Raw genomic sequence first — 25,906 nt, 5'->3', positions numbered from 1 at the left:
CCGCGGTGGGATTATGAAGACTGTCCCCTCTGGTATCGATCGAGCCATCATCTACCCCCACGTAGGTGGCGCTTGGCGGCTGCCGCGTACAGGTGCCGAGCCGGATTCTTTGAGGACACGGGGCTTACACGGTTGAGGATCGGCCGGTATCGGTTGTGGACCATCTGCTCCAGTCCTCGCTGAGCGAAGCGATTGTTTGTCCTCGCCAGCGGCACGAAGTTGAGGCCTTGATACATGCGACCGTGTTCGGATTCCCGCCGCGCGAGGTCATTCGTACGACCTGTTCGGACCACCTTTCCACTCGCGGTCGTCAGAGCATAGACACCACCTTGCCTACAACTCTTATTGTGCACCACGGTTCCGTCGCCGACATCACCAACGACGTACGTGTGAACGTTCGCAATGCTGAGGTTGAAGACCGTCTGGTCAGCGCGCCAACCGTGATCGACGAGCGCCACGACGATGCGAAGTTCGCCAGTTGCGCCGACGGTCCGGTCGCCGACCTCAAGGTCCTCGGCGTCCGTCCAGCCCTCACCTTCGACCCAGATGGGATGGCCGGCGGTGGCCGTCCAGGAGTCGGCGCCGGCCGCGGCGCCAACCTCTTCCGACCCGAGCGCAGTAGGCGGAGCCCGGGAGGTCGTGACGCCGATGAGGTGCTTGTCGCCTACGCCGACGATGACGTCGAGCACCGGTTGAGCCGACGTCTCGCCGGTGATCGGGTCGCGGGCGGCGACGAGATCCCCGACCTGGATCTGGCTGATGGGCAGCGTGGTGCCGTCGGCCATGAGGACGCCGGTTCCCGGGGTGAAGCTGTTGCACGGCTTGGATGCCCGGGCTAGTGGTCGTCCGGCCTTGGCCGATACCTTGCCTGCCGAGCGAAGTGCTGCGGCTCCCAGCCGCACGGCTGCTCGACCGCCGGGCACCATCGCCGCGGCCGCGCTGATGCCCATCTCGATGGCCTTGCGGCGGTTGCCGGTAGCGGCGTAGGCGCCGGCCGAGATCGCTGAGGCGGCGGAGCCGATGGGCCCGGGGATGTAGGAGGCGACCTCGGCGAACCGGGCGACCTTCTTCAGCGACTTCTTCAGCCAGCCCCAGCGGCCGTCGAGATCGGTGCAGTTGACCGGGTCGGCGCCGCAGTAGTCGTACGGGGTGGCGTTGCCCCCGGGTTCGGGGTCCTGTGACCAGAACCGTCCGGTGGCGGGGTCGTAGAGGCGAACGCCCATGAGCAGGACCCCGGCGAGGGCCTCGCTGGAGCGCTGGGCGCCGCCGAGCCAGCCGTACCGGTTGCCCTTGCCGGGCGGTGCGCCGGTGGAGGCGGTGGTCGCGCCGGTGGCCAGGTCGGTCGGGTTGCCGAACTCGTCGGCCGCCTGGTGCCGCAGCCCGGCCCAGTCCCCGCTGGCGGCGCCGTCCCGGATGGGGAGGGTGGCCATGACGTCGCCGTGCAGGTCGATCAGCTGCAGTACGCGGTCGCCGGTCTTGCCGGTCTGCACCGCCAGCTGGCCGTCGAGCCCGTCGATGTACCGGGTGACCTCGTCGGGCAGGGTGGCGTCCTCGGCGATCCAGGCCGGGCTGTCGCCGTCGGAGTCGTAGTGGTTGGTCTTGGTGACCGCGTTCGCCCACGCACCGTTGGCCCACGCCTCGGCGGTGTAGGTGGAGAACCGCTGCAGCGCGTCCAGCGTCCAGCGGGTGCGGGCGACGCCGCTGATCTCCTGGCCGGCCACCAGGTCGTTGGCGTAGTAGCTGTTGGTGACCGTCGCACCCGGGTTGCTCGCGACCGGAGCGGTGGTGATCCGCCCCAGCGGGTCGTAGGCGTAGGTGCCGGCAGAGGCACCCGTGGTGGCCTGCAGCCGGTCGGCGGAGTCGTAGCCGTAGCCGGTGGTGGCCGCACCGGCCGTGGTGGCCGGGTCGGTGCAGGTCTGCCCCGCCGTCCGCGTGGCCGACAGCGACTGGCGGCCGGCCCGGTCGTTCCAGGTGTACTTCCGCCAGCTGCAGACCCCGGTGCTGGTTCGGGTCAGGTCGCGGACGTCGGTGAGCCGGCCCAGCACGTCGTAGGCGTAGGTCTTGGCGCTGGCCGCCGTCTCGTGGCTGATGTACTGGCCGGCGCCGTTCTCGACCACCGCCGAGAAGGCGAGCCTGTCCTCGGTGGTGTCCGCATCCGGCCCGTCGGGCGCCGTGTAGTCGCGCGACACGGGGATGCCGGCCGGGTCGTAGCCGATCCGCAAGGTGACCTGCCCCGGCAGGCTCTGCCGCACCACCTGGCCGTCGGGCCCGTAGGCGGCGCTCAGCGTGCCGGCGACCGAGTCGTCGACCGAGGTGAGGAAGCCCCGCGGCTCGACGCTGCGGTCGTAGCTGAACCGCTGGGTGCTCCCCAGGCTGTCGGTCACCACGGTCGGCTTGTCGAACCGGTCGAACGTCGTCGCGGTCCACGCGCCGGCGCCGTCGTCGTACCGGGTCATCCGCCCGAGCGCGTCGAAGGTCTTCACCACGGCCGCGCTCTCGGCACCGCTGGCGTCGATCTTGGCGATGCGGGTGACGTCACCGCTGACCGGGTCGTAGGTGTGCCGGGTGGTTGCGACCGGCACCATCCCGGGCCCGGCGGTGGCGATGGCCACGGAGGTGACCCGGTCGGCCCGGTCGTAGGTGGTGACCGTGGTGCGGGTCTGCGTGGCCGTGGCACCGGCCACCGGGCCGGTCGCGGACTCCTCCACCCGCTCGGCGCTGCCGTAGCGGGAGTAGGCCCGGATCCGCTTGACCGGCAGCTCGGCGGCCATCCGGGTGGTGTCCGCGCCGGTGGCCGGGCCGGCCGCGCGGGTCACGCAGGGCAGCCCGGCCCACTCGGGTCGGCCGCCGCACTCGGTGTCGTCGGGATTGGCGCCCGCGGTCCAGAAGACCGTCCGGACCGTGCCGGCGTCCGTGCCGCCGGCACCGGCACGGCGGGACTGCACCGCCCGGCCCTGGTCGTCGTAGCAGACCGTCGTGGTGATCTTCTTGCCGGCGGCGTCGACGGTGACCGTGGTGGGCTGTCCGCCCTGGCGCCAGCCGCTGCCGCTGCCGGGGCAGACGGTCGGCGGGCTGTAGCCGTTGGTGGTGACGTCGACGTCGGCCAGCGTGCCGTCGGCCTTCTTCACCCCTTCGGTCTCGGTGGTGACCAGGTGGTAGGTCAGCCCGTCGGGCTTGCCCTCGTCGTAGCGGTACTCGGTGTAGTCACGGACGGGCTGGGTGCTGGCCACGTCGTTGCCGATCGCCAACAGCTGCGTGGGCCCGGTGCTGGTGAGGACGTCGAGACCGTCGGGGCTGTAGGTCGTCACCGAGCTCAGCGCCGAGGCCGCGCCGGCGCTGCTGACTCCGGCGAGACCGAGACGACCGAGGGTGAGCGCCGCGTCCGGGAGCCGGCGCAGGGCGAGCAGCCGGTTGGTGGCCTCGAGCGTGCGGACGACGTTGCCGAACCGGTCGTAGGCGGCGGTGTCGATGAAACCCTCGACCGGTGCGTCCGGTCCGGCCGGGGAGGCGGTGTTGACCGCCCGACCGGCCGCGTTGAGGTAGTGGACGGTCGCCGCTGAATAGCCACCGGAGCCGGGGCTGCTGGCGGTCGCCGTCGACACGCTGGGCACGGTCTCGGGACCGAAGACGGCGGTGGCGTCCGTGGGCGCCTCCGTCTGCCCCCAGGTCGCGATGGCGGGGGCGTCCAGGTCGTAGGGGCCGCCGGCAGCCCGCGTGGTCGGGACGTCGTAGACGACGCTCGTGCGGATGTCGGGGCCGACCTGGTCCCGGGTGCCCTCCACCAGGCTGGGCCGCGACACCGCGAGCAGCCGGCCGGGGTTCGGGTCGATCCAGTCGCCGCTGCCGGTGACGGTGTCGCCGGCCTGGCCGTAGGTGAACGACCAGGGCAGCTCGCCGGGCGGCGTCAGCTTGGTGACCCGCCCCTGGGCGTCGTACTCGTACCTGGTCTTCAGTGCCGGCGCGCCCGTGGCCTCGATGCGCGGGTCCCAGACCTCTCGGAGACGGCCGCTGTTGTCGTACAGGTAGCGGGCGACCGCCTCGGCCGACGGCGTCCGGGTGGCCGGGTCGGTGGTCCACATCCGCACCTGCCGGACCTGCTCGGGGAAGTCGCCCAGTCCGGAGGGACGTGCGGTGTTCGCGGGCGCGTAGTCGTACTCGAGGACCACGCAGCCCACCGGCGGGGTGGCCGCCGTGGCGCAGGCCGAGGCGTCGATGCCCGGCTGGGTCGGCGCGACCGCGCGGGTGATCCGGGTGACGCCCTGCGGCGTCGTCTCGTACACGTACCGGGTCGTGGCCGAGGCCACCGGCGGGGTCGTGGCGTCGACCAGCCAGTCACCGACACCCGGGCTGGTGCGGCGGAAGACCGTGGCGGTGCCGTCGAGCTCGGTGAGGGTGAAGGAGTCCTCGGCGGCGTTGACGGTCAGCGTGAGGCCCTCGGCGCCGAGCTCGGGCCACCAGCCGTTCGGGCCCTTGGTGAACCAGATTCGCCCGCCGCCGGCCAGGTCGACCTGGGCCACCTCGGTCTCGACGAGGGAGATGCGGGTGTAGTCGGTGCCGGCGGCCTCGGCGGTGACGCCGGTGTTCCAGGCCTCGCCGAAGGGGGCCCACAGCTGGCGCAGCGAGAGGTCGTCGAAGAGGACCGGCGCGTTGCTGCCGGTGGCGAAGCCGGAGTACAGCCGCACCCCGGCGGCCGTGGCGTCGGCAGGCAGGGTGACGTCGACCGACAGCTGCTGCCAGGCGTCGGTCGTGCCGGCCTTGTCCGACCGGGCGTGGGTCCAGGTCCCGTCGGCGCGGCGGGCGGCGACCACGATGCGCAGCCCGTCGTCGGGATCGGCCGGTGACAGCCCCGTGGCCCCGGGGACGAAGACCCACCCGGAGACGCGGTACCGCCTGCCCGGCTGCAGGCCGGCCTGCAGCCCGCTGCCCTCCCCCACCGCCACGAAGGTGTCCGAGGTGCTACCGGTGCCGGCCGGGACGACCTGGAGCGCACCGCCCGGCGAGTGGCCCCGGTCGGCGACGCGGGTGACCGTCACGGAGTTGGGTGCGAAGCCTGCGGTGTCCGTGCCGATCGCGGCCTGGTTGGCGGTGAACTGCTCGCGCTGGGGCTGCAGGCCGCTGTCGGGGTCCCGAGAGGACGTGGTGCGGCTGACCGACAGCCCGGGCTCCTCGGCGTCGGTACTGGACAGCACGTGGTCGCCGGTGAGCACGTTGACCGTTCCGGGACCGATGTCGGTGGTGGCGGCGCCGTCGGCGTCCCGGTCGAGGGTGAAGCCGATCCACGGCGTCTGGTACGTGACGCCGGAGGCGTCGCGGAGGGTGGCCCGCAGCTGCACCGGCCCACCGACGAAGCCCAAGGTCGTGCCGGCGTCCCAGATCGCCGCCTCGCGGACGTCGGCCAGGGGCAGGAACCCGGTGGTACTGGTCAACCCGGTGCCGTCCGGCCGGGTGAGGTGGCCGATGGGCACGGGGAACTCGGTGGCGCCCTCGCCGCGGCGGTAGTCGAGCCGTACCTGGGTCCAGGACGGGTCGCCGTCCACGGTGACCCGCACCCGGCGGACCGCGTGGTGCCCGACGGCCGGCTGGGTGATCCCGCCGCGCCCGACGTTGAAGCTGTAGCTCACCGGTGGGGAGCGGTTGCCCGCATGGTCGCGGGCCACCACCTGCAGGGTGTGCCGGCCGTTCGTCGGGATCGGCACGCTGAAGGTGACCTGACCACCGCCAGCGACGAAGTTGGTCGCCGCCGCGGGGCTGTCCAGCCCCCACTCGTAACCGGCGACGTCGGTGTTGCCGGTGGCCGGGCGCACGGTGAAAGAGCCGGCGGTGCCGGCGCCACCGTTCCAGGTCTCGTTGTTCGGGTAGTTGGACGAGGAGACGAAGGGAGCCCCCGGGGCGGTGAAGTCGGTGCGGAACTCGATCCGCGACTCCCAGCCGTTGTCGCCGGCGGGGTCGATGCGGAACTCCTGGCACAGGCACCCGTTGACGCCCCAGAGATGGACGATCGCACCGTTGTCCACGCTCGCGCCGTTGATGTCCATGGCGAGCCCGGAGTTGCGGGCCAGCAGCCGGTACTGGCCTGCGGCGTCCCCGCGCGTGGGTTGCAGGAAGAACTGCTGACAGCTCGCGAGGTGTGGGTACCAGGTGATGATGCGCGTTCCCATGGTGGTGGCGCAGCCGGCCTGGTCCAGCGCACCGGCACCGCTGCGCGCCAGGAAGGCGTGGTGACCGGCACCGTCGCGCGGCATGAGGATGCCGAACCGCTGGCAGTTCCCGCCGTTCCAGTCCCACTGGTGCATCTGCAGGCCTGCCTCGACGCCACAGCCGGGGACGTCGAGCGCCTTGTTCGGCGCGTGGGCCGGTGTGATGCGGTTCCAGCCGTCCGGGCCGAACGTGTAGTCGTCGTAGACGGCGGCGCGGAACTTGTAGGCGCGCCCCTGCTTGAGCACACCGTCCGGCACCACGAGCCGCGCTCGTTCCCCGGATCGGACGCGCACCGCCTGCTGGAAGGCCAGGCGGCTTCCCTCGTACACGTAGAAGACCGCATCGACGTCGGCACCGTCGGGGTGAGCAGCGACGAAGCTCAGCTCGGGACGGGGGTTGCTGACCAACCGTCCCGCAGCGTCGAAGCCGGAGTGGGAGATCTGCAGGTCGCCGGCTGTGTGGGGGCGGTTGCGGTAGGTGACGTCCAGACGCGGCGGGATGCCGGCGTTGGCCGAGTCGAACTTCTTCCAGCTCCTGTTGTCACCTTCGTTGAGCGCCTTCAGGCCCAGGCCCCACCGGGTGACTCCACGGCTGGACTGCCACTGGGTCGCCTCGGTGATGTCGGCCCACACCCAGCCGTCCCCGCAGGCCCCGCTGCCGTATCCCTGGGTGTCAGCAGAGACGCCGATCCGCCGGTGCCAGCCGGGCTGTGAGCCCCAGCGGGTGGCCGGCGACGCCTCATTGGTCCACCAGACCTCCCAATCGGCGCGCTCGCACGACCACGAGTGCCAGTTCCAGAGAGCCAGGCGGCTGGTGATGATCGTCTTGTCCTGCAGCCCGTCGAGGTTCATCGTCAGGAAGCTGCGCGCCACGGTGGCCCCACCGTCATAGGTGCCGAGGCGCAGCTCGCCGGAGCCGGAGTAGTCGGTGTTGACGACGTTCGACTGCACGTAGGTGTCGAAGTGCGTCCAAGCGTTCACGTAGGGGTCGACCACGACGGGATACCGGGTCGACGGCGAGTCCAGGAACGCCCGCCCCGGGCTGAAGGTGAACGCCGTCCGCCCACGCCCTGGCTTGTCGACCCGCACGTCGACCGGCCGCGCCTCCGGCCGGCCCGTGCCGGGCGTCGCCGGGCCCGTCCGCACCGACGGCTCGTCACCGGATGGCGAACCCGTGGCCGACGAGGGTTGCGTGGTCGTCACCGGCGCGTGCCCGGGACTCGCCTGCTCAGCGATGTAGGGCTCGTGGGAGGCCGGCACCGGCTGTACGCCGCCCTCGACGGCGGCAGGAACCGCCGGCGGCTGGCCGGCGGCCATACCGGCGAGGCCGGGAGCGGGTGCGGCGATCGGTCGGGCAAGGTCGGCGTCGACCGAGGCGTCCCACATGTTGGGCTTCGGCAGCGTCGCGAGCGTCGTACCTGCCGCATCGACCACGTCGACCTGACCGTCCGTCCGGACGGCGGTGTCCACGCCCTCCGTCACCAGCTCCATGGGCAGGTCCAGTTCCAGGGGCACCCGACCGCGGCCCGGCCGGTCACGGATCACCCAGAACTGTTCGAAGCCGGTGCGGTTGACCTCCACGACCAGGTCGACGCCCGGACGAACGTCTGCGTAGACCGCCCGGGAACCCTCCAGACGGGGCTTCGGCAACCGGTCGACTCCTCGGAAGGCCACCGAGCCGCCGGGCAGGTCCATGCGGGCGACCTCGCCCTCGCCGCCGCCACTGAGCCGCACGTCCCGCGGGTGCGACATGGGACGGACGGCGCCGTCCGCGCCGACCTCGAGGCGGAGGTCGACCGGTGCCCATGACCCCGGTTCCGTCGCGTCCGCCCCCGTCTGCACCCACACGGGGGCGGCGAACTCACTGCGGGTGAACGTACCGTCGGGCCGCACCCACGTGGAGGAGGTCTCGGTGCGCTCACCGACGACCTCGACCGCCTGACCGGTGGAACGGGCGATCGTGCGGGCGGAAACCGCATCCGGAGCCGTCAGGCCTGCTTCGTCTCCGCTCCGCGACTCGTCCGCCACGGGGACCGGCGGCGGCGCGGCGATGGCCGGGAGATCAGAGGCCAAGACCGTGGCCGTCATCAGCGCGGCGGCCAGCGCCACCGTCTGCGGCCGACCGGCCCGACGCCACCACCGCGCAATCCGACCCCGACCAGCCACGACCACTCCACACTGTCCGCGACGAAACGAGCGCGAGGAGTGAAGCAGCTGGTGCTGGACCAGCGGCGTGGCTGGGACTACGTGCAACGCAAAGTGATCAACGCGTTATGAACGACCCTTGGGCGGTGTACGGGCTGGTCAGCCCACGGTCCTGCTCGATTCCGCGCCGTCGACCTCGAGGTCGGCGCAGTCAAGGTCCGAGCCGACGCAGTTCGTGCTGCGCACCATCCGCATCCAACTGCGCCATCGGCCGATCCCGGTCCGGTCACATCAAGATCACCAAACGTCACACGTCTTGCACCTGCGGTACCAACGAGGCCCCGCCACCGCGGCGGGGTGCTCGACGTCTTGCTTGCCCGTCGCGAAGTTCAGTGGCCTTCGCATTGATTGCCCGCCGGTGACGCCTGCCGATGCCCTGGGCGATTGATGCCTGATAGGAGCCTGGGCTGCGACGGCCCGCAGGTGCGTGCGCGGCGCCCGGGCGTCGGAGTTCGGGAGCTTGGGTCGACGAGGAGGGAGTCACCCGGACACCCGAGTCGTTCGACCGCGGGGCCGGGACAGCCCTCGCGGTCGGGGCTGGAGCGACGTCGTGCAGCGCATGCAAGCAGAGGCGGCTGATCAGGGCGCTGCGAGGGCGGCCGTTGCTGTACCGCGGCTGCGTTGCTGTGATCACTCGAGAGGCGGGGCGCCCCCGACGCCGCCAGGCTCTCGAGCTCCAAGCTGACCTCGGTGAGCCGTGCCTCGTCGGCGATGGCGATCGGGTGACGTAGATCACCTGGCGAGGAGGTGCCCGCCAGCTCGTCCGGCGTCAGCCGCGTACGGCTACCCCGCAGCCGTCCCACCGAGCCATCCGCTGTCCCGACCGGCTACTTGGCGCTGCGCGGGGACGTCCTCGCTGCCCTCCGCCGCCGCGCCGGCCCCGCGACCACTGCCAAACCGGGCGCCGCCACCACACCGCCTCTCGGCTGGAGGTCAGCTGGACCCGTGGAGCCGTTGCGCGGCGGCACCCTGCCTCCCCGACACGCACGCCCGCGCCGAGGCTCGGCGCGAGGACGCCGACCAGGACCCACCACCGACCACGATCAGATGTTGGCCGGCTTCCAGTCCGGGGGCTCGACCAGGACGAGCTGCTTGAGCAGGTCGGCGGCGCGGCCGACGCCCTCGACGGAGTTGACCAGGGTGTCCTCGTGCTCGATGTTGAGCGTTCCGTCGTACCCCACCGAACGCAGGGCGTAGACGAAGTCGGCCCAGAAGGCCGCCCCGGCCGGCTGCCCGAGTCCCAGGGTGACGTAGTTCCAGGCGCGGTCGCCGGCCCGCTCGATGGGCAGCGTGTCGAGCAGGCCGTCGCGGTCCGCCTGGAACCTGTTCACCCGGATGTCCTTGGCATGGACGTGGTAGATGGCCGGTCCCAGGGCGCGGATCACGGTGGGGATGTCTGCTCCCATCCACATCAGGTGGGACGGGTCCAGGTTGGCGCCGACGACGTCGTCGCCGACCGCGTCGAGGAGGCGGAACATGCTCGACACGCTGTACACCAGCTGGCTTCCGCATGCCTCGATGGCCAGGCGGACCCCCTTGTCCCGCGCCAGCGCGGCGAGCTCCTTCCAGTAGGGGATCGCCACCTCGTTCCACTGGTAGTCGAGCACCGCGAGGGTCTCCGGCGGCCATGACGTGGTGATCCAGTTCGGTGTCGAGTCACCGCGAGCGCCCGGCAGGCCGGACATCAGGACCACCGTGGGCACCCCCAGGTGGCTGGCCACCTCGATGGTGTCGCGCACCACCTGGTCGTGCCGCGCTCCCTCGGTCGGGTGCAGCTGGTTGCCGTTGGCGCACAGCGCACTGAGGACGAGGCCGCGGGAGGAGATCTTCTCCGCGAACTCGGCCCGGGCGTCCGCGGAGGAGACGAGCGCGGGCAGGTCGGCGTGCGGGGCTTCGGACCAGTTCCCCGTGGCGATCTCGACGGAGCTGAGCCCATGGTGCTTCGCCAGGTCGAGCGCACCTTCGAGCGAGAGGTGACCGACCGAGTCCGTGATCAACCCGATCCTCATGGATGTCCTTCCGGTGATCCGACCACCCGAGACCGCGTCGGGCCCTGACGTCACCGATGCGCACGGGGCAGGCAGGACGTTGAGTGGTCTCGGATGAGTGATGCAAGTAACGCGAGTATGTCAGGACAATCTGCCAAGGCGCCAGACCAGGCCGCCGGAGGGGACACGCCTGACAACGGCTCGGCCCGCAGGGCGTCGCGCCGGCGTGGTGCTGCCGCCGGATGTTCGATCGTGCGGTGGAACGTCAGCGCCGACAGCCCGTGGGAATCCCGTGGACCACACCTCGAGCAGGCCGGGACCGGCCTCGATCCGGCGCTCGCCGCTCCCGCCGTCGACCGCTGCCGTCGAGGCGGCCGACCGGCTCGACCAAGCGCTCCGGGGGTGAGTGTTGCTGTCGTTGGTGCTCCCTCACCACTGAGCAGCCACCGAGCCGCAGGCGTCGGGGGTGTCATCCTGACGTCGTTCCTCCCCGTCGTCCTCCGGGACCGGCGGGGATCTTCCGTGCTGGAGCGTCGTGAGGGCTGCGGACCCGGCGGACGAGGGTCTGCAACCCTCAGCGCCGACTCGCCTCTCAGAGGCTGAGCACCAGTCGCAGCGCCGCCTCTACTCGGCGCATCTCCGTGGAGCTGAGACGGCCAGCGCTCGCCCCCAGCCGTTGCGGATCGACCGCAGCGGTCTGCTCGGCGAGGACCAGCGTCACCTGACCGTCGATCTCCACCTCCGGCCGGAAGGTCGCCGCCCGCGCCGACGTCGACGTCGGGGCGACCAGCCAGGTGGACAACGGCAGCAGGTCCGACTGGACCACCACGGCGAACCGCCGGCCGGACTGCTCGTGGCCCCGGGCATCCCCAGGCGCTCGAAGCCGGAACACCTCACCACGCACGCAACGTCTCCATGTCCCGCAGCACCTGCGCCGCCTCCGCGCGATCGGCCTCGTCGGCCGCCAAGTCGGCCGCCTCCGCCCGCAGCTGCTCCGAGGCCACCGCCCGGGCGGCCCGGATCAGCGCGTTGCGCACGGCCGCTGAGACAGGAGTGCCGTCCTGGGTCAACAGGGCCAGCGCGCGTGAGGCTTCCGCGTCGGGCCGAAAGGTGACGGTGTCCGCCATCCGCCCAGTGTCACATGGTGTAAGACAGACGGTCTGCCGACGTTCCCACGTGGGACCTGGCGGCGCGGCCCTATGGCCGGCGCCATCCGGTCACGCCAGCACGAGCGGGTCCATCCTTGCCAGGTGGACCCGCTCGTGCTCGCGTGGCGGAGCTGGCCACGGCGTCTGCACCCCACCTGCTCACTCCTGCCGGCAGGTCGCCATGTGGTGACCGTTGCTGTACGCCGGCCGCGTTGCTGTACCCGTTGCTGTAGACACGCGAGAGGCGGGCCGACCTGTTCGGCCGACCCGCCTCTTACCTGCGGTTCCACTGTCGGGCTGACAGGATTTGAACCTGCGACCCCTTGACCCCCAGTCAAGTGCGCTACCAAGCTGCGCTACAGCCCGAGCGCCGGGCGGCTCGCACCGCCCGATCGCTGCAGGAGCCAGGCTACCGCACCCCCCGACCGGCCCCGCCCGGAGGTCAGCCGCGCGCCGGGACGGCGTCCCGGTCGCCGGCCAGCACCTCCCGCAGGGTCGCGGCGAACGCCTCCGGCTCGCCGGTCTGGCCGTACTCGCCGCCGAGGAAGCCGCCGTGGTCGCCGGGGAACACCACCGGCGCCGTCCCCAGCCGCTCGGCGAGGGCGAGACCGCAGCGGTGCGCCAGCTCGCCGTCGGACCCGGCGCCGACCGCCACGACGATCCGCGTCGCCGCGGCCCTCAGCGCCTCGACGTCGTGCTCGTGGGACGTGCAGCTGATCAGGTTGTGGCCGAGCAGCACGTCGTCCCGCGAGCCGTCGTCCTCGGCCGGCAGGCCGAAGGCGGCCGGGTCGGGCAGGTCGCCGAGGTCGTCGGGCACCGGGCCGCGGTGGCCGACGAGCCGGATGAACCCCGCCATCCCGGCGCCGAACCCGCTCGCCTGGTAGGCGTCCGCCACCTGCCGGGTGGCGGCCAGCGCCGGCTCGCGGTCGGGCAGCAGCTGCAGCGCCGGCGGCTCGTGCGCGACCAGGGTGCGCACCTGCTCGGGGTGGCGGGCGACGAGCACCAGCGCGTTGACCGCTCCCCCGCTGCTGGCGAACACCTCGACCGGCCCGGCGCCCAGCGCCGCGATCAGCCGCGACAGGTCGTCGGCGTGCTCCTCCGGCGTGGTCTCGGTCGCGCCGTCGGTGCGCCGGCTGCGCTCGACGCCGCGCGGGTCGTAGGTGACCACGGTGCGGTCGCGGAAGTGCGCGGCCAGCGTGCCGAAGCCCGCCGCCCCCATCGGAGAGCCGATGAGCAGCAGCGGCGGCGCCGTGGCGGAGCCGGGCCGGACGTCGTAGGTGAGGACGGCGCCCGGGGTCTCCAGGGTCTGCGTCTGCGGTTCGGTCATGCCAGGGAGACCGGCGCCGGGCGCCGGACTCATCGCTCAGCCCTTCGGCTTCTCGCTCCCCCGGCCCTCGCGGACCTTCACCGAGATCTCGATCGGCGTCCCGTGGAAGCCGAACCGCTCGCGCAGCTTGCGCTCCAGGAACCGCCGGTAGCCGGCCTCCAGGAAGCCGGTCGAGAAGACGACGAACCGCGGCGGGCGGACGTCGGCCTGCGTCACGTACTTGATCTTCGGGGCGCGCCCACCGCGGGCAGGCGGCGGCGTCTCCTGCACCAGCGCCCGGACGTAGGTGTTGAGCTCCGCGGTCGGCACCCGCATCTCCCAGGAGGCGAGGGCCTCGCGCAGGTGCTGGGCGAGCTTGTCCACGCCGCGGCCGGTCAGGGCCGAGATGTTCACCCGCGAGGCCCACTTCACCCGGGCCAGGTCGCGTTCGATCTCCCGCTCCAGCTGCAGCCGGCGGTCCTCGTCGAGGGTGTCCCACTTGTTGAAGGCGATGACCAGCGCGCGGCCGGCCTCGATGACCTGGGTGATCACCCGCTGGTCCTGCTCGCTGATCACCTCGTCGGCGGCGAGCAGGACGACGGCGACCTCGGCGGCCTGGATGGCGGCCTCGGTGCGCAGGCTTGCGTAGTACTCCATGCCGCTGGCGGTGTTCACCTTGCGGCGCAGCCCCGCGGTGTCGACGAACCGCCACTCCTCGCCGCCCAGGGTGACGATCGAGTCGACCGGGTCGACGGTGGTGCCGGCGACCGAGTCGACGACCGAGCGCTCCTCGCGCGCCACCCGGTTGATCAGGCTGGACTTGCCCACGTTGGGCCGCCCGACCAGCGCCACCCGCCTCGGGCCGCCCTCCTCCTCCTGCTCCCGCGGCGCCTCGGGCAGCGCGTCGAGGATCAGGTCCAGCAGGTCGCCGCTGCCCCGGCCGTGCAGCGCGCTGACCGGCTGCGGCTCGCCCAGGCCCAGCGACCACAGCTCCGAGGCGTTGGCCTCGCTGCGCTCGTCGTCGACCTTGTTGGCCACCGGGATCACCGGGCGGTCGCTGCGGCGCAGGATCCGCGCAGCGGCCAGGTCGGTGTCGGTGGCGCCCACCTGGCTGTCGACGACGAACACGATGACGTCGGCGGTCTGCATCGCGTACTCGGCCTGCCGGGTGATCGACGCGCCGAGACCGCTGGCCCTGGGGTCCCACCCGCCGGTGTCCACGACGGTGAACCGCTTGCCGTTCCACAGCGCCTCGTAGGCGATGCGGTCGCGGGTCACGCCCGGGGTGTCCTGGACGACGGCGGCGCGGCGGCCCAGGACCCGGTTGACCAGCGTGGACTTGCCGACGTTCGGCCGCCCGACGACCGCGACCACGGGCAGCGGCCCGGTCTGCTCGCTCATCGCGCCGCCCCCACGGTCGTCAGCGCCAGCTCGACCACCCGGTCGACGACGCCCTCGCGGTCCAGGTCGGTGCTGTCCACGATCACGGCGTCCGCGGCCGGGCGCAGCGGGCTGTCGGCGCGGCTGCTGTCGTACTCGTCCCGGCGGCGCAGGTCGGCCGCGAGCTCGGCGATCTCCTCGGGCGTGGTGAGGCCCAGCTGGGCGGCACGGCGCTGGGCCCGGGCCTCGGGCGCGGCGGTCAGGTACACCTTCAGCGTCGCGTCCGGCAGGACGACGGTGCCGATGTCGCGGCCCTCGACGACGACGGCGTCGGCGGCCGACACGAGCGCGCGCTGCTGGTCGACCAGCCGGCGGCGCACCGAGGGCACCGCCGAGACCGCCGACACCGCGCGGGTCACCTCCGCGCCGCGGATCCGCACGGCGACGTCCACGCCGTCCACCTCGACCAGCTCGGTGTGGGCGTGCGTCCCCACCTCGATCCGGGCGGCGGCGACGGCGGCGGCCACGGCCTCGGCGTCCTCCGGGTCCACGCCGGCGTCGAGCACCGCGACGGTCGCGGCGCGGTACATCGCGCCGGTGTCCAGGTAGGCCGCCCCCAGCCGGGAGGCGACCGCGCGCGCCACGCTGGACTTGCCCGTCCCCGACGGTCCGTCCAGCGCCACCTGGCCCACGAAGCCGCTCACTGCGCGATCGCTCCGCACAGTGGTCTCCGCTCGCTGGCGCTCGCTCACTGTGCGATGTCCCGCCGCAGCGCCTTCGCCCCGCGCAGGTACACGTGCTGCACGTCCGCCCGCGGCATCTCGGTCTCCACGTGCGCCATCAGCCGCAGCACCCGCGGCAGCGCGTGCGGGACGCCCATCTCGGTGGCGCACATCAGCGGGACGTCGCCGAAGCCCAGCTCGCGGGCGGCCAGCGCCGGGAACTCCGAGACGAGGTCGGGGGTGGCGGTGAACAGGATGCTGATGACGTCGTCGTGCTCCAGCTGGTTGCGCTCCATGACCGCGCTCACCAGCTCGCGGGTCGCGTCGAGGACCAGCTCCCGCTCGTCGGCGTCCACCTGCGTCGCGCCCCGGATGGCTCGGACGGCCACTACCACTCTCCTCGATCGGTGCGGGGCTCCGGATCGCCGTGCCCCTCGGTCGAGTCTAGGTACCGGCCGCGGAGAGCCGGTCCGCGGTCAGGTCGCGCACCTCGGCGTAGCGCTCCCGCACGTGCGGCACCGGGTCGGCCTCGTGCCGCTCGGTGCCCGGCCGCGGCCACTCCGGCGGTGCCTCACCGGCGGCCAGCACCCAGGCCGCCTGCCGGGCGGCGCCGTCGGCGACGTACTCCCCCGGCGGCGGCGCGAGCACCGGCACCCCGAGGACGGCGGGGGCGATCCGGCGGACCGCCGCCGACCGGGCGCCACCGCCGACGAGCAGCACCCGGCGCACCGGGGTGCCGGTGGCAGCGACGGCGTCCAGCCCGTCGGCCAGCCCGCACAGCAGCCCCTCGACCGCGGCGCGGGCCAGGTGCGCGCGCTGCGCGGTCGCCAGCGTCAGGCCGTGCAGCGCGCCGGTGGAGTCCGGGCGGTCCGGCGTCCGTTCGCCCTCCAGGTACGGCACCAGCACCAGGCCGCCGGCGCCGGGCGGGGCCGACAGCGCCAGCCGGGACAGCTCGTCGAGGTCCACCCCGAGCAACCGGGCGGTGGCGTCGAGCACGCGGGCGGCGTTGAGCGTGGCGATCAGCGGCAGGAAGTTGCCCGTGGCGTCGGCGAACCCGGCGACGGTGCCCGACGGGTCGGCCGCCGGCGTGGTCGAGACGATCGACACCACGCCGGAGGTGCCGATCGAGCAGACGACGTCCCCGGGCTCCGCCGCCAGGCCGAGCGCCGCGGCCGCGTTGTCCCCGGAGCCCGGCCCCAGGAGGACGCCGTCGGGCGTCGACCCTGCTGGCTCCGCCGGGTCGAGCACCCGGGGGACGACGGCGCCGTGCCCGAGCGCGCGCTCCAGCAGGTCGGGGCGGTACTCCCCCGTCGCCGCGGACCAGTAGCCGGTGCCGCTGGCGTCCCCGCGGTCGGTGACCAGGGCGTCCAGTCCCGGGGCACCCGCCAGCCGCCAGGTCAGCCAGTCGTGCGGCAGGCACACCGCGGCGGTGCGGGCGGCGTTCGCGGGCTCCGCGTCGGCCAGCCAGCGCAGCTTGGTCACCGTGAACGAGGCGACCGGCACCAGCCCGACCGCGTCGGCCCACGCCTGCCCGCCGCCGAGCTCCGCGGTGAGGTCGCGCGCGGCGCCGGCCGAGCGGGTGTCGTTCCACAGCAGCGCCGGGCGCACCACCGCACCGTCGTCGTCCAGGCAGACCATGCCGTGCTGCTGGCCGCCGACGGCGACCGCCGCGACGTCGTCCAGGCCGCCGGCCTGCGCCAGCGCCCGGTCCAGGGCGGACTCCCACGCGGCCGGGTCGACCTCGGTGCCGTCGGGGTGCGGCGCCCGGCCCTCGCGCACCAGGGCGCCGGAGGATGCGTCCCGGACGACGACCTTGCACGCCTGGGTCGAGGAGTCGACCCCCGCCACCAGAGGCATCAGCGGGCGCCGAGCAGGTGCTCCACCGCCAGCTGCGCGAGCCGCACCTGACCGCCCGGGCGGGCGCCGGCGGCCTCGGCGTCGAAGTCCTCGAACGCGGTGCGGTCGGCGAGCAGGTCCTCGTACGTCTCGCCGTCGCCCAGCGTCGGCCGCGCCAGCTCGGGCACGCGGGCCGCGGCCAGTGCCTCCTGCACCTCCGGGTCGGCGCGGAAGGCCGCGGCGCGCTCCTTGAGCAGCAGGTACGTGCGCATGTTGGCCGCCGCGGAGGCCCACACGCCGTCCACGTCCTCGGTGCGCAGCGGCTTGTAGTCGAAGTGCCGGGGGCCGTCGTAGGCCGGGCCGCCCTGGGGGCCGCCGTGCTCCAGCAGGTCGACGGTGCCGAAGGCGGAGAGCAGGTCGCCGTGGCCGAAGACGAGGTCCTGGTCGTACTTGATCCCGTGCTGGCCGTTGAGGTCGATGTGGAAGAGCTTGCCCTGCCACAGCGCCTGGGCGATGCCGTGCGTGAAGTTCAGCCCGGCCATCTGCTCGTGCCCGACCTCGGGGTTGAGCCCCACCAGGTCGGCGTGCTCGAGGGTCGAGATGAACCCCAGCGCGTGCCCGACGGTGGGCAGGAAGATGTCGCCGCGCGGCTCGTTCGGCTTCGGCTCGAGGGCGAACCGCAGGCCGTAGCCCCGGTCCTCCGAGTACTGCGCCAGGGTGTCGATGCCCTCGCGGTAGCGGTCCAGCGCGGCCCGCAGGTCCTTGGCGGAGTCGACCTCGGCGCCCTCGCGGCCGCCCCACAGCACGTAGGTGCGGGCGCCGAGCTCGGCGGCGAGGTCCATGTTCCGCATGACCTTGCGCAGCGCGTACCGGCGGACGTCGCGGTCGTTCGCGGTGAGCGCGCCCTCCTTGAACACCGGGTGGGTGAACAGGTTGGTCGTGGCCATGGGGACGACGAGGCCGGTCTCCTCCAGCGCCGCCTTGAACCGCTCGACGTGCTTGGTCCGGTCGGTGTCGCCGCTGCCGAACGGGATGAGGTCGTCGTCGTGGAAGGTCACGCCGGAGGCGCCCAGCCCGGCCAGCCGGTGCACGCTCTCGACCGGGTCCAGCGCCGGGCGGGTGGCGTCGCCGAACGGGTCACGGGCCTGCCAGCCGACGGTCCAGAGGCCGAAGGTGAACTGGACGTCCCGGGGCTGTGCGGTCATCGCGGTATCCCTCCATCGAGTTTGTTCTCCCGTGGAACATAACCAGTCGGGTGGCTAGCCTCAAGGGGTGACGCCGACATCCGCGGCGCGGCAGTCGACGCTGCGCAGCAGCAACCTCGCGCTCGTGCTGCGCACCGTCTGCGCCGGCGGCCCGCTGTCGCGCGCCGACGTCGCCGTCCGCACCGGGACGACGCGGGCGACCGCCGCCCGGCTGGTCGACGACCTGGTCGCCGGCCGGCTGCTCGACGAGGGCGAGCGCCTGACCCCGCCCCGGCGCGGCCGCCCGGCCACACCGCTGCTGCCCGGCGCGCGCGTCGGGGCGCTGGGTCTGCAGGTGGACGCCGGGCTGCTCGCCGCCCGCGTGCTGGACCTGCGCGGCCGGGTGGTCGCCGAACACGTCGAGGACGACGACCTGGTCGGCAGCGACCCGGCGCGCACGCTTGCCCGGCTCGGCGCGCTCACCGCCGACCTGGTGGCCGGCCTGCCCGCGGGGCTCCGGCTGGCCGGCGCGGGCCTGGCACTGCCCGGGCTGGTGGACGGCGACCTGCTGCTGCGGGCGCCGAACCTCGGCTGGACCGACGTCCCCGCGCCCGACCTGCTGGCCGCGCAGCTGCCCGGCGGGCTGCGCCCGGTGGTGGGCAACGAGGCCGACCTGGCCGCGCGCACCGTGGCCGACACCGCGCCCGGCCGGCCGGGTCCGCTGCGGGACTTCCTCTACCTGTCCGGGCAGATCGGCATCGGCGGCGCGGCCGTGCTCGGCGGCCGGGTGCTGACCGGCAGCGCCGGATGGGCCGGCGAGGTGGGCCACGTGTGCGTCGACCCCGACGGGCCGGCCTGCCGCTGCGGCTCCACCGGCTGCCTGGAGCAGTACGCCGGGCGGCACGCGCTGCTCGCCGCCGCCGGGCTGCCGCTGGACACCCCGCCGGCCGAGGTGGTGGCCCGGGCCGGGGAGCTTCCCGTGCGCAGGGCCCTGGACGCCGCGGCCGACGCGCTGGGCGTCGCGCTGGCCGGGGTGGTCAACGTGCTCGACCTGCCGGTCGTCGTCCTCGGCGGTCACCTGGCGGCGCTGGCCGACGTGCTGCGGCCCGGCCTGGAGGAGCTGCTGGGCCGGCGGGTGCTCTCGGCGCGCTGGCGCCGACCGACCGTCCTCGCCGTGACCGGGCCACCGGCCGCGGGGGCCACGGGCGCGGCACTGCAGGCGCTGGACGCCGTCGTGGCCGACCCGGTGGCCTGGCTGCCCTAGAGCCCGACGACCTCTTCGAGCGCACCGACCTCGGCGCGGGTGAGCCGGCGGATGGAGCCGCTGCGCATCCGCTCGAGCTTGATCGGGCCGACGGCGGTGCGGGTCAGCCGCGACACCGGCAGGCCCACGTGCCCGAGCAGCCGCCGGACGATGTGCTTGCGGCCCTCGTGCAGCACGACCTCGACGACCGACTGACCGGCGTGGGTGTCGACGACCGTGAAGGAGTCGATCTTGACCGGGCCGTCCTCGAGCTCGACCCCCGAGCGCAGCCGGCGGCCCAGGTCGCGCGGGATCGACCCGGACACCTGCGCCAGGTAGGTCTTCTTGACCCCGTAGGACGGGTGGGCCAGCCGGTGGGCCAGCTCGCCGTCGTTGGTGACCAGCAGCAGGCCCTCGGTGTCCTGGTCCAGCCGGCCGACGTGCACCAGGCCCGGCGCGAGGTCGCCGACCATGTCACCGACGGTCGGCCGGTTGCGGTCGTCGCTCATCGCGGTGATGACACCCGGCGGCTTGTTCAGCGCGTAGGTGACCCGGTCGTCGCGCAGCTCGATGCGGGCGCCGTCGACGGCGATCTTGTCGCGCCCGGGGTCGACCCGCATGCCCTGGACCGTGACCAGCTTGCCGTTCACGCTGATCCGGCCCTGGTCGACCATGTTCTCCACGACCCGGCGCGAGCCGACCCCGGCGCGGGCGAGCACCTTCTGCAGCCGCTCACCCTCCGCGGAGGGGTCGGTGCGGGTGCGGCCACGGTCGCCGGGGTGGGCGGGGGCGAGCTCCATGTCCTCCGACCAGCTCTCGCCGGGGCCGGGGGTCGGATCGTCGTGCGGGGCGGTGTCCATCGCCGTCCAGTCTCCCACCCGGCGGAACGCCGCTTCCCGCCGCTGCGCCCGCAGGTTCCCCGCTCTGCCGGCCCGGCCGCCGGCCGACTCCCGCGCCGTTCCTGCCGCTCTCGCGCTGGTGCAACGGCGCGCTGACGCAGGTGACCGCGCGGGAGTCCGGCATTGCCGGGGTTCCTCGCGCACGGCCCCTCTGCAGGGTCCCGCCGCGAGCGTGCGAGCGGTCGGGGGCAGAGGGGTCCTCTCTCAGGCGTCGGGGTGCTCGTCGAGCAGGGAGGACGGCTCGGGCAGGAGCGGGCCCAGCTCGGGCAGCTCGTCGAGGCTCTCCAGTCCCAGCCGCTCGAGGAACACCGGCGTGGTCCCGTACAGCCCGCCGCCGCTGTCGGGGTCGGTGCCGACCTCGGACACCAGCCCGCGGGAGATCAGCGTGCGCATGACGCCGTCCACCCCGACGCCGCGGATCGCCGACACCCGGGCGCGGGTCACCGGCTGCCGGTAGGCGATGACGGCGAGGGTCTCCAGCGCCGCCTGGGTGAGCCGGCTGCGCTGGCCGTCGACGAGGTGGCGCTCGACCACCTGGGCGTACTGCTCCCGGGTGTACAGCCGCCAGCCCTCCCCCACCCGGCGCAGCGTCATCCCCGCGCGGCGCTCGTCGTAGCCGGCCGCCAGCGCCGTGAGCTCGGCACGCACCCGTGGCATCGGGCAGCGCAGCGCGTCGGCCAGCGTGACCTCGTCGACCGGGGTGTCGGCGACGAACAGCAGCGCCTCCAGCCCGCCGCGCAGCGCGGCGGGGTCGAGGTCGGGCTCCGGCTCTGCCTCCGGTGCCGGCTCGGGCTCGGGGACGGCGGCCACCGGTGGCGGCAGCGGCGCGGGCTCCTCGACGGGCGCGGGCCCGGCGACCGTCGCCGGCCGCTCGCCGACCCGGACGGCCAGCTCCGCGGCGACGGCGTCCCAGGTGGCGGGGTCGGCGCCCTCGCGCCGCTCGGCCTCCTCGCGGGTGGCGGCGAGCTCCTCGGCCAGCGCGTCCCAGGAGATGGGCGGCCGCTCGTCCCCGGTCACGTGTACTCCCCGTCCGCGTCGGCCTCCTCCGGCCCGGGGTCGGCACCGCCGGTCCAGCGCACGTGCAGCTCACCGAGCGGGGTCAGCTGCTCGAAGACCACCCGCTGCTGGCGGTAGAGCTCCAGCAGCGCGAGGAAGCGGGCCACCACCTCGAGGACGTGCGGGCAGTCGGCGGTCAGGGTCCGGAAGCTCGCCGTCCCCAGGCCCAGGAGCTGGGTGCGCACCAGCACGAGCTGCTCGGCGACGCTCACCGGCGGCGCGTGCAGGTGCGAGACACCGACCGTCGGCGGCACCTGCGGGGTCAGCGCCCTGGTGGCCAGCGCGGCGAACTGCTCCGGGGTGACGCCCAGCAGCACCTCGGGCAGCAGCTCGGCGAACCGCGGCTCGAGCGCCACGTCGCGGGCGTGCCGGCGGACCGCGCCGGCCTCGCGCTCGCGCAGGAAGGCCGCGGCCTCCTTGTAGGCGCGGTACTGCAGCAGCCGGGCGAACAGCAGGTCGCGGGCCTCGAGCAGCTCCAGGTCCTCGTCGTCCTCCACCTCGGCGGCGGGCAGCAGCCGGGCGGCCTTGAGGTCGAGCAGGGTGGCCGCGACGACGAGGAACTCGCTGGCCTGGTCGAGGTGCAGCTCGTCGCCGAGCGCCCGCAGGTGCGCGATGAACTCGTCGGTGACCGTCGACAGGGCGATCTCGGTGACGTCGAGCTTGTGCTTGCCGATCAGCTGGAGCAGCAGGTCGAACGGGCCCTCGAAGTTCGTCAGCTTGACGGTGAACCGCTCGCTGCCGACCTCCGGCGCACTCGTCGCTGTCACACGGTCAGCTTAGGAGCGGTCACCGACGGTCGCGGCCACCCCGGGCCCCCTGAACGCTCGTCGGCAGGTCGCGGTGAGACACGCTGACGGACGACGACCGCCGCGGACCGGGCCGCGGCTACTTCCTCAGCCGCTGGACCAGCACCGAGTCCTCACCGCGCTCGGCGAGGTCGGCGAGCAGCACGTTGATCGCCTCGCGCACGATGCGGCCGCGGTCGGCGGCGACGCCGTGCTGGCCGCGCAGGGTCAGCCGGGCGCTCTCCAGCGCGAGCAGCTCGTCCGCGGAGATGTAGACGGTGATCTTCTCGTCGTGCTTGGTCCGCTCGGTCCGCTGCGCGCGGCCACGGCGGGCCGGCGCCGGGGCCGGGGCGGGCGGCGGCGTGCGGAAGCCGGCCAGCGGGTCGGCGTCGTCCGCCCCGCCGGGCACCAGGGTGAGCGGCGCGGCCGTGTCGCCGTCGCCGCGACGGGCCGGGGCCCCGCGCAGTGCCGGCGAGCTCACCGTGGCGCTGATGCTGGGCAGCTCGGTGACCTCCGGCGCCGGGGCGGCGTCGGTGCGGCGGAAGAGCTCCGCCGCACCGGGGAGGACGGGGCGCCGCGTCACGCTGCCACCTCGCTGGCGCTCGGCGGGAGCGCGACGCGGCGGGCTGTGCTCATCGGTGAGCTCGCGAGCTCGCTCACAGTGCCAGGACCTCCTTGGCCAGGTCCCGGTAGGCCGACGCGCCGGACGACGTCGGCGCCCAGGTGGTGATCGGCTGGCCGGCGACCGTGGTCTCCGGGAAGCGCACGGTCCGTTGGATGACCGTCTGGAAGACGGTGTCGCCGAAGGCCTCGACGACCCGGCTGAACACCTCGCGGCAGTGCACCGTGCGGGCGTCGTACATCGTGGCCAGGATCCCGGAGATCTCCAGGTCCGGGTTCAGCCGCTCCTTGACCTTCTCGATCGTGTCGACGAGCAGGGCCACGCCGCGCAGCGAGAAGAACTCGCACTCCAGCGGGATGACCACGCCCTGCGCCGCGGTGAGCGCGTTGACCGTCAGCAGGCCGAGCGAGGGCTGGCAGTCGATGAGGATGTAGTCGTACTCGTCGCGGACGTCGGCGAGCACCCGCAGCAGCGTCTGCTCCCGGGCGACCTCGCTGACCAGCTGCACCTCCGCCGCGGACAGGTCGATGTTGCTCGGCACCAGGTCCAGGCCGGCGATGTCGGTGGGCACCCGCACGTCCTTGAGCGAGGTGCGCCGCTCCATCAGGGCGTTGTAGATGGTCCGGTCCAGGTTCTGCGCCGGGACGCCGAGCCCGACGGACAGGGCGCCCTGCGGGTCGAGGTCGATGAGCAGCACCTTGCGGCCGTACTCGACCAGCGCGGCGCCCAGGTTGATGGTCGACGTGGTCTTGCCGACGCCGCCCTTCTGGTTGCACATCGCGATGATCCGCGCGGGGCCGTGCTGCGTCAGGGGCTTGGGGTCGGGCAGCCGGCGCATGCGCGCGCGGGCCGGGTCCAGCCGCGAGGCGGCCGCACCCATCTCGGGCTCGGGGTCGGTCGGGAGCGCGAAGGCCTGGCCGGCCGCGTCCCCTCGGATCGCCATCGCTGTCGTGTCCTCCACCTCGTGCCCGTTCCGACTCGTGCCGGGTGCGGTCAGCCGGTCTGCCGCGCGGGATGCACTGAAGGTAGGGAGATCGACACGGTTGGCCGAGGAGGCACGCCGCGAGTCGTGTCGACTTGGCGACCCATGCCAACACAGTGGTCACATCCAGCCGAGACCACTGGCAGAAGACGCCGAGGGTTCGGGCCGAGCGCTGTCAGGTCAGCGCACGCGGGTGGCTGCTCGCGTACACCTCACGGAGCCGGTCGACGGTCACCAGCGTGTAGACCTGCGTGGTGGTCACCGAGGCGTGGCCGAGCAGCTCCTGCACCACGCGGACGTCGGCGCCGCCGTCGAGCAGGTGGGTGGCGAAGGAGTGCCGCAGCGTGTGCGGCGAGACCTCCGCCGTCAGCCCGGCCCGCTCCGCCGCCGTCCGCAGGATCGCCCACGCGCTCTGCCGCGACAGCGACCCGCCGCGGGCGTTGAGGAACAGCGCGCCGCCGCGCACCCCGGTGCGGCCGGCCGCGGCCAGCGCCGGACGGGCGCGCACCAGGTAGTCCTCCACCGCCCGGAGCGCGTAGGACCCGACCGGCACGATCCGCTGCTTGCCGCCCTTGCCGGCCAGCCGGACGACCGACTGCCCGCGGTCCAGGTCGTCGACGGCCAGCCCCACCGCCTCGGAGATGCGCGCCCCGGTGCCGTAGAGCAACTCCAGCAGCGCCCGGTCCCGCAGCCCGCGCGGCCCCTCCAGCGCGCCGGCCCCCTCGATCAGCGCGACCACCGACTCGACCGGGATCGCCTTGGGCAGCCGGCGCGCCGGCGACGGCGGGCGCACCTCGTGGGCCACGTCGTCGGGCACCAGACCGTCGAGCAGTGCGAAACGGTGCAGCCCGCGGACGGCGACCACCGCGCGCGCCGCCGAGGTCGCCGACAGCGGCGGGTGGTCGTCGTCCCCCTGGCGGAGCGCGGCGAGGAACCCGGCGACGTCGGACTCGGCCACCTCGCCCAGCCCCCGCACCCCGGCCGCGTCGAGGAACTCGGTGTAGCGGCGCAGGTCGCGGCGGTAGGAGGAGATGGTGTTGGCGGCCAGCCCGCGCTCGACGGTCAGGTGGTCGAGGTAGCCGGTCACCACCCGCGCGATCGGAGAGGTCGTGGCGGCAGCGCTCAGGCCCTGCCCGTGGTCCCGACTCCGCGCGCCGGTCCGCTCCTCGCTCGCCGGCGCTCGCTGCGATGCTCCCGTCGCCGTCGTCAGGACAGCACCTCCTCCAGCGGGACGGCGGTCATCCCGTGGGCCTCGGCGACCTCGGGCAGCACCACCTGTCCGGCGACCACGTTGACCCCGTGCGCCAGCGCCGGGTCCGAGGCGACCGCGGCGACGGTGCCCTCGTTGGCCAGCGCCATGACGTAGGGCAGCGTCACGTTGGTCAGCGCGTGCGTGGAGGTGTTGGGCACCGCACCGGGCATGTTGGCCACGCAGTAGAAGACCGACTCGTGCACCCGGAAGGTCGGGTCGTCGTGCGTGGTGGGCCGGGTGTCCTCGAAGCAGCCGCCCTGGTCGACGGCGATGTCGACGAGCACCGAGCCCGGCTTCATCTGCGCGACCAGCTCGTTGCTCACCAGCGTGGGCGCCTTGGCCCCGGGCACCAGCACCGCGCCGATGACCAGGTCGGCGTCCAGCACGGCGCGCTCGAGCTCGTAGGCGTTGGAGGCCACCGTCTGCAGGTGCCCCTGGTAGATGCGGTCGGCGGCGCGCAGCTTGTCGACGTCCCGGTCCAGGACGACGACCTCGGCCTGCATGCCCAGCGCGATGGCGGCGGCGTTCATCCCGGACACCCCGGCGCCGATGACGACGACCTTGGCCGCGTAGACGCCGGGCGCGCCGCCGAGCAGGACGCCCCGCCCGCCGTGTGCCCGCTCCAGGCTGTGCGCGCCGACCTGCGGCGCCATCCGGCCGGCGACCTCGGACATCGGGGCGAGCAGCGGTAGCGCGCCGCCGGCGGTCTGCACGGTCTCGTAGGCGATCGCGGTGGTCCCGGAGGTGACCAGCGCGTCGGTGCAGTCCTTCGACGCGGCCAGGTGCAGGTAGGTGAACAGCGTCTGGCCCGCGCGGAGCCGGTGGTACTCCTCGGCGACCGGCTCCTTGACCTTGAGCACCAGGTCGGCGTCGGCCCACACGTCGTCGGCCGACGCGGCGATCGTCGCGCCGGCGGCGGTGTAGTCGGCGTCCGGGATGGACGAGCCCTCCCCCGCGCCCCGCTCGACGAGCACCGTGTGCCCGGCCCGCACCAGCTCGGTCACCCCGGCAGGGGTGAGCGCCACCCGGTACTCCCGGTTCTTGACCTCTCGGGGAACCCCGACCCGCATCGTCCGCACTCCTGGTCCCGGCGGGACGTCC

General features: G+C 73.7%; 18 protein-coding genes and 1 tRNA gene. 1 reads left to right on the top strand and 18 read right to left on the bottom strand.

Features of this window, described 5'->3' with window-relative positions:
- Positions 1-47: 47 nt before the first annotated feature.
- From BLR12_RS05170 to xylA, 11 genes are all read right to left on the bottom strand, one after another.
- Complete coding sequence (locus BLR12_RS05170; protein WP_176832364.1) at positions 48-7,949, bottom strand: RICIN domain-containing protein; 7,902 nt, start codon at positions 7,947-7,949, stop codon at positions 48-50.
- A 1,496-nt stretch (positions 7,950-9,445) separates the two neighbouring features.
- Complete coding sequence (locus BLR12_RS05165) at positions 9,446-10,411, bottom strand: sugar phosphate isomerase/epimerase family protein (RefSeq protein ID WP_091374503.1); 966 nt, start codon at positions 10,409-10,411, stop codon at positions 9,446-9,448.
- 571 nt (positions 10,412-10,982) lie between these two features.
- Positions 10,983-11,294, bottom strand: coding sequence for a type II toxin-antitoxin system PemK/MazF family toxin (locus BLR12_RS05160; protein ID WP_091374500.1), 312 nt, complete (start codon positions 11,292-11,294; stop codon positions 10,983-10,985).
- Positions 11,284-11,517, bottom strand: coding sequence for a hypothetical protein (locus tag BLR12_RS05155; RefSeq protein ID WP_091374497.1), 234 nt, complete (start codon positions 11,515-11,517; stop codon positions 11,284-11,286). Before BLR12_RS05155 ends, BLR12_RS05160 begins: the two co-directional genes overlap by 11 nt.
- A 313-nt stretch (positions 11,518-11,830) precedes the next feature.
- Positions 11,831-11,904: transfer RNA gene (locus BLR12_RS05150), tRNA-Pro, on the bottom strand.
- A 76-nt stretch (positions 11,905-11,980) separates the two neighbouring features.
- Complete coding sequence (locus BLR12_RS05145) at positions 11,981-12,865, bottom strand: alpha/beta fold hydrolase (protein ID WP_091374494.1); 885 nt, start codon at positions 12,863-12,865, stop codon at positions 11,981-11,983.
- A gap of 36 nt (positions 12,866-12,901) precedes the next feature.
- Positions 12,902-14,245: a ribosome biogenesis GTPase Der gene (gene der / locus BLR12_RS05140; protein ID WP_091374492.1), complete on the bottom strand. Its 1,344-nt coding sequence runs from the start codon at positions 14,243-14,245 to the stop codon at positions 12,902-12,904.
- Positions 14,242-14,928, bottom strand: coding sequence for a (d)CMP kinase (cmk, locus tag BLR12_RS05135; RefSeq protein WP_091374490.1), 687 nt, complete (start codon positions 14,926-14,928; stop codon positions 14,242-14,244). Before cmk ends, der begins: the two co-directional genes overlap by 4 nt.
- Before the next feature lie 44 nt (positions 14,929-14,972).
- Positions 14,973-15,335, bottom strand: a complete 363-nt coding sequence (gene aroH, locus BLR12_RS05130; RefSeq protein WP_091374489.1) for a chorismate mutase — start codon at positions 15,333-15,335, stop codon at positions 14,973-14,975.
- A gap of 55 nt (positions 15,336-15,390) precedes the next feature.
- Positions 15,391-16,803: a xylulokinase gene (gene xylB, locus BLR12_RS05125; protein WP_091374487.1), complete on the bottom strand. Its 1,413-nt coding sequence runs from the start codon at positions 16,801-16,803 to the stop codon at positions 15,391-15,393.
- Positions 16,803-17,987 (bottom strand): xylose isomerase, encoded by a 1,185-nt coding sequence (gene xylA / locus BLR12_RS05120; RefSeq protein ID WP_091374485.1) that lies wholly within the window; start codon positions 17,985-17,987, stop codon positions 16,803-16,805. Before xylA ends, xylB begins: the two co-directional genes overlap by 1 nt.
- A gap of 67 nt (positions 17,988-18,054) precedes the next feature.
- Between xylA and BLR12_RS05115 the strand changes: the two genes are divergently transcribed.
- Positions 18,055-19,230 carry an ROK family transcriptional regulator gene (locus tag BLR12_RS05115; RefSeq protein ID WP_091374484.1) on the top strand — a complete coding sequence of 392 codons (1,176 nt, stop codon included), beginning with the start codon at positions 18,055-18,057 and terminating at the stop codon, positions 19,228-19,230.
- On the opposite strand, the gene BLR12_RS05110 is transcribed toward BLR12_RS05115, so the two are convergent.
- From BLR12_RS05110 to ald, 7 genes are all read right to left on the bottom strand, one after another.
- On the bottom strand, positions 19,227-20,069 hold the full coding sequence (locus BLR12_RS05110) for a pseudouridine synthase (protein ID WP_091374483.1): 843 nt from the start codon (positions 20,067-20,069) through the stop codon (positions 19,227-19,229). The two genes, BLR12_RS05115 and BLR12_RS05110, sit on opposite strands and share 4 nt — an antisense overlap.
- Before the next feature lie 243 nt (positions 20,070-20,312).
- Positions 20,313-21,125: an SMC-Scp complex subunit ScpB gene (gene scpB / locus BLR12_RS05105; protein WP_091374481.1), complete on the bottom strand. Its 813-nt coding sequence runs from the start codon at positions 21,123-21,125 to the stop codon at positions 20,313-20,315.
- Positions 21,122-21,931, bottom strand: a complete 810-nt coding sequence (locus BLR12_RS05100) for a segregation and condensation protein A (protein WP_091374480.1) — start codon at positions 21,929-21,931, stop codon at positions 21,122-21,124. Before BLR12_RS05100 ends, scpB begins: the two co-directional genes overlap by 4 nt.
- A gap of 118 nt (positions 21,932-22,049) precedes the next feature.
- Positions 22,050-22,532 (bottom strand): hypothetical protein, encoded by a 483-nt coding sequence (locus tag BLR12_RS05095; protein ID WP_091374479.1) that lies wholly within the window; start codon positions 22,530-22,532, stop codon positions 22,050-22,052.
- A gap of 73 nt (positions 22,533-22,605) precedes the next feature.
- On the bottom strand, positions 22,606-23,514 hold the full coding sequence (locus BLR12_RS05090; protein ID WP_091374477.1) for a ParA family protein: 909 nt from the start codon (positions 23,512-23,514) through the stop codon (positions 22,606-22,608).
- Between the two features lie 214 nt (positions 23,515-23,728).
- The gene (gene xerD, locus BLR12_RS05085) at positions 23,729-24,643 is read right to left on the bottom strand and encodes a site-specific tyrosine recombinase XerD (protein WP_091374475.1); all 915 of its coding nucleotides are present in this window, start codon (positions 24,641-24,643) and stop codon (positions 23,729-23,731) included.
- Between the two features lie 116 nt (positions 24,644-24,759).
- Positions 24,760-25,875 (bottom strand): alanine dehydrogenase, encoded by a 1,116-nt coding sequence (gene ald, locus BLR12_RS05080; protein WP_091374474.1) that lies wholly within the window; start codon positions 25,873-25,875, stop codon positions 24,760-24,762.
- Positions 25,876-25,906: the final 31 nt, after the last annotated feature.

Origin of the sequence: Geodermatophilus sp. DSM 45219 (genome assembly GCF_900104025.1) — a bacterium.
In the GTDB taxonomy this organism is placed as follows: Bacteria; Actinomycetota; Actinomycetes; order Mycobacteriales; family Geodermatophilaceae; genus Geodermatophilus.
Note: the sequence above shows the minus strand (reverse complement) of the source record. Positions and strands in the feature narration are given on the sequence as shown.

Excerpts from the sequence above, each read along its gene's own strand:
- BLR12_RS05170 (WP_176832364.1), bottom strand. The coding sequence starts at position 7,949 with ATGTCGCACCCGCGGGACGTGCGGCTCAGTGGCGGCGGCGAGGGCGAG.
- BLR12_RS05145 (WP_091374494.1), bottom strand. The coding sequence starts at position 12,865 with ATGACCGAACCGCAGACGCAGACCCTGGAGACCCCGGGCGCCGTCCTC.
- BLR12_RS05110 (WP_091374483.1), bottom strand. The coding sequence starts at position 20,069 with ATGGACACCGCCCCGCACGACGATCCGACCCCCGGCCCCGGCGAGAGC.
- der (WP_091374492.1), bottom strand. The coding sequence starts at position 14,245 with ATGAGCGAGCAGACCGGGCCGCTGCCCGTGGTCGCGGTCGTCGGGCGG.
- BLR12_RS05155 (WP_091374497.1), bottom strand. The coding sequence starts at position 11,517 with ATGGCGGACACCGTCACCTTTCGGCCCGACGCGGAAGCCTCACGCGCG.
- xylB (WP_091374487.1), bottom strand. The coding sequence starts at position 16,803 with ATGCCTCTGGTGGCGGGGGTCGACTCCTCGACCCAGGCGTGCAAGGTC.
- BLR12_RS05090 (WP_091374477.1), bottom strand. The coding sequence starts at position 23,514 with ATGGCGATCCGAGGGGACGCGGCCGGCCAGGCCTTCGCGCTCCCGACC.
- xylA (WP_091374485.1), bottom strand. The coding sequence starts at position 17,987 with ATGACCGCACAGCCCCGGGACGTCCAGTTCACCTTCGGCCTCTGGACC.
- ald (WP_091374474.1), bottom strand. The coding sequence starts at position 25,875 with ATGCGGGTCGGGGTTCCCCGAGAGGTCAAGAACCGGGAGTACCGGGTG.
- BLR12_RS05165 (WP_091374503.1), bottom strand. The coding sequence starts at position 10,411 with ATGAGGATCGGGTTGATCACGGACTCGGTCGGTCACCTCTCGCTCGAA.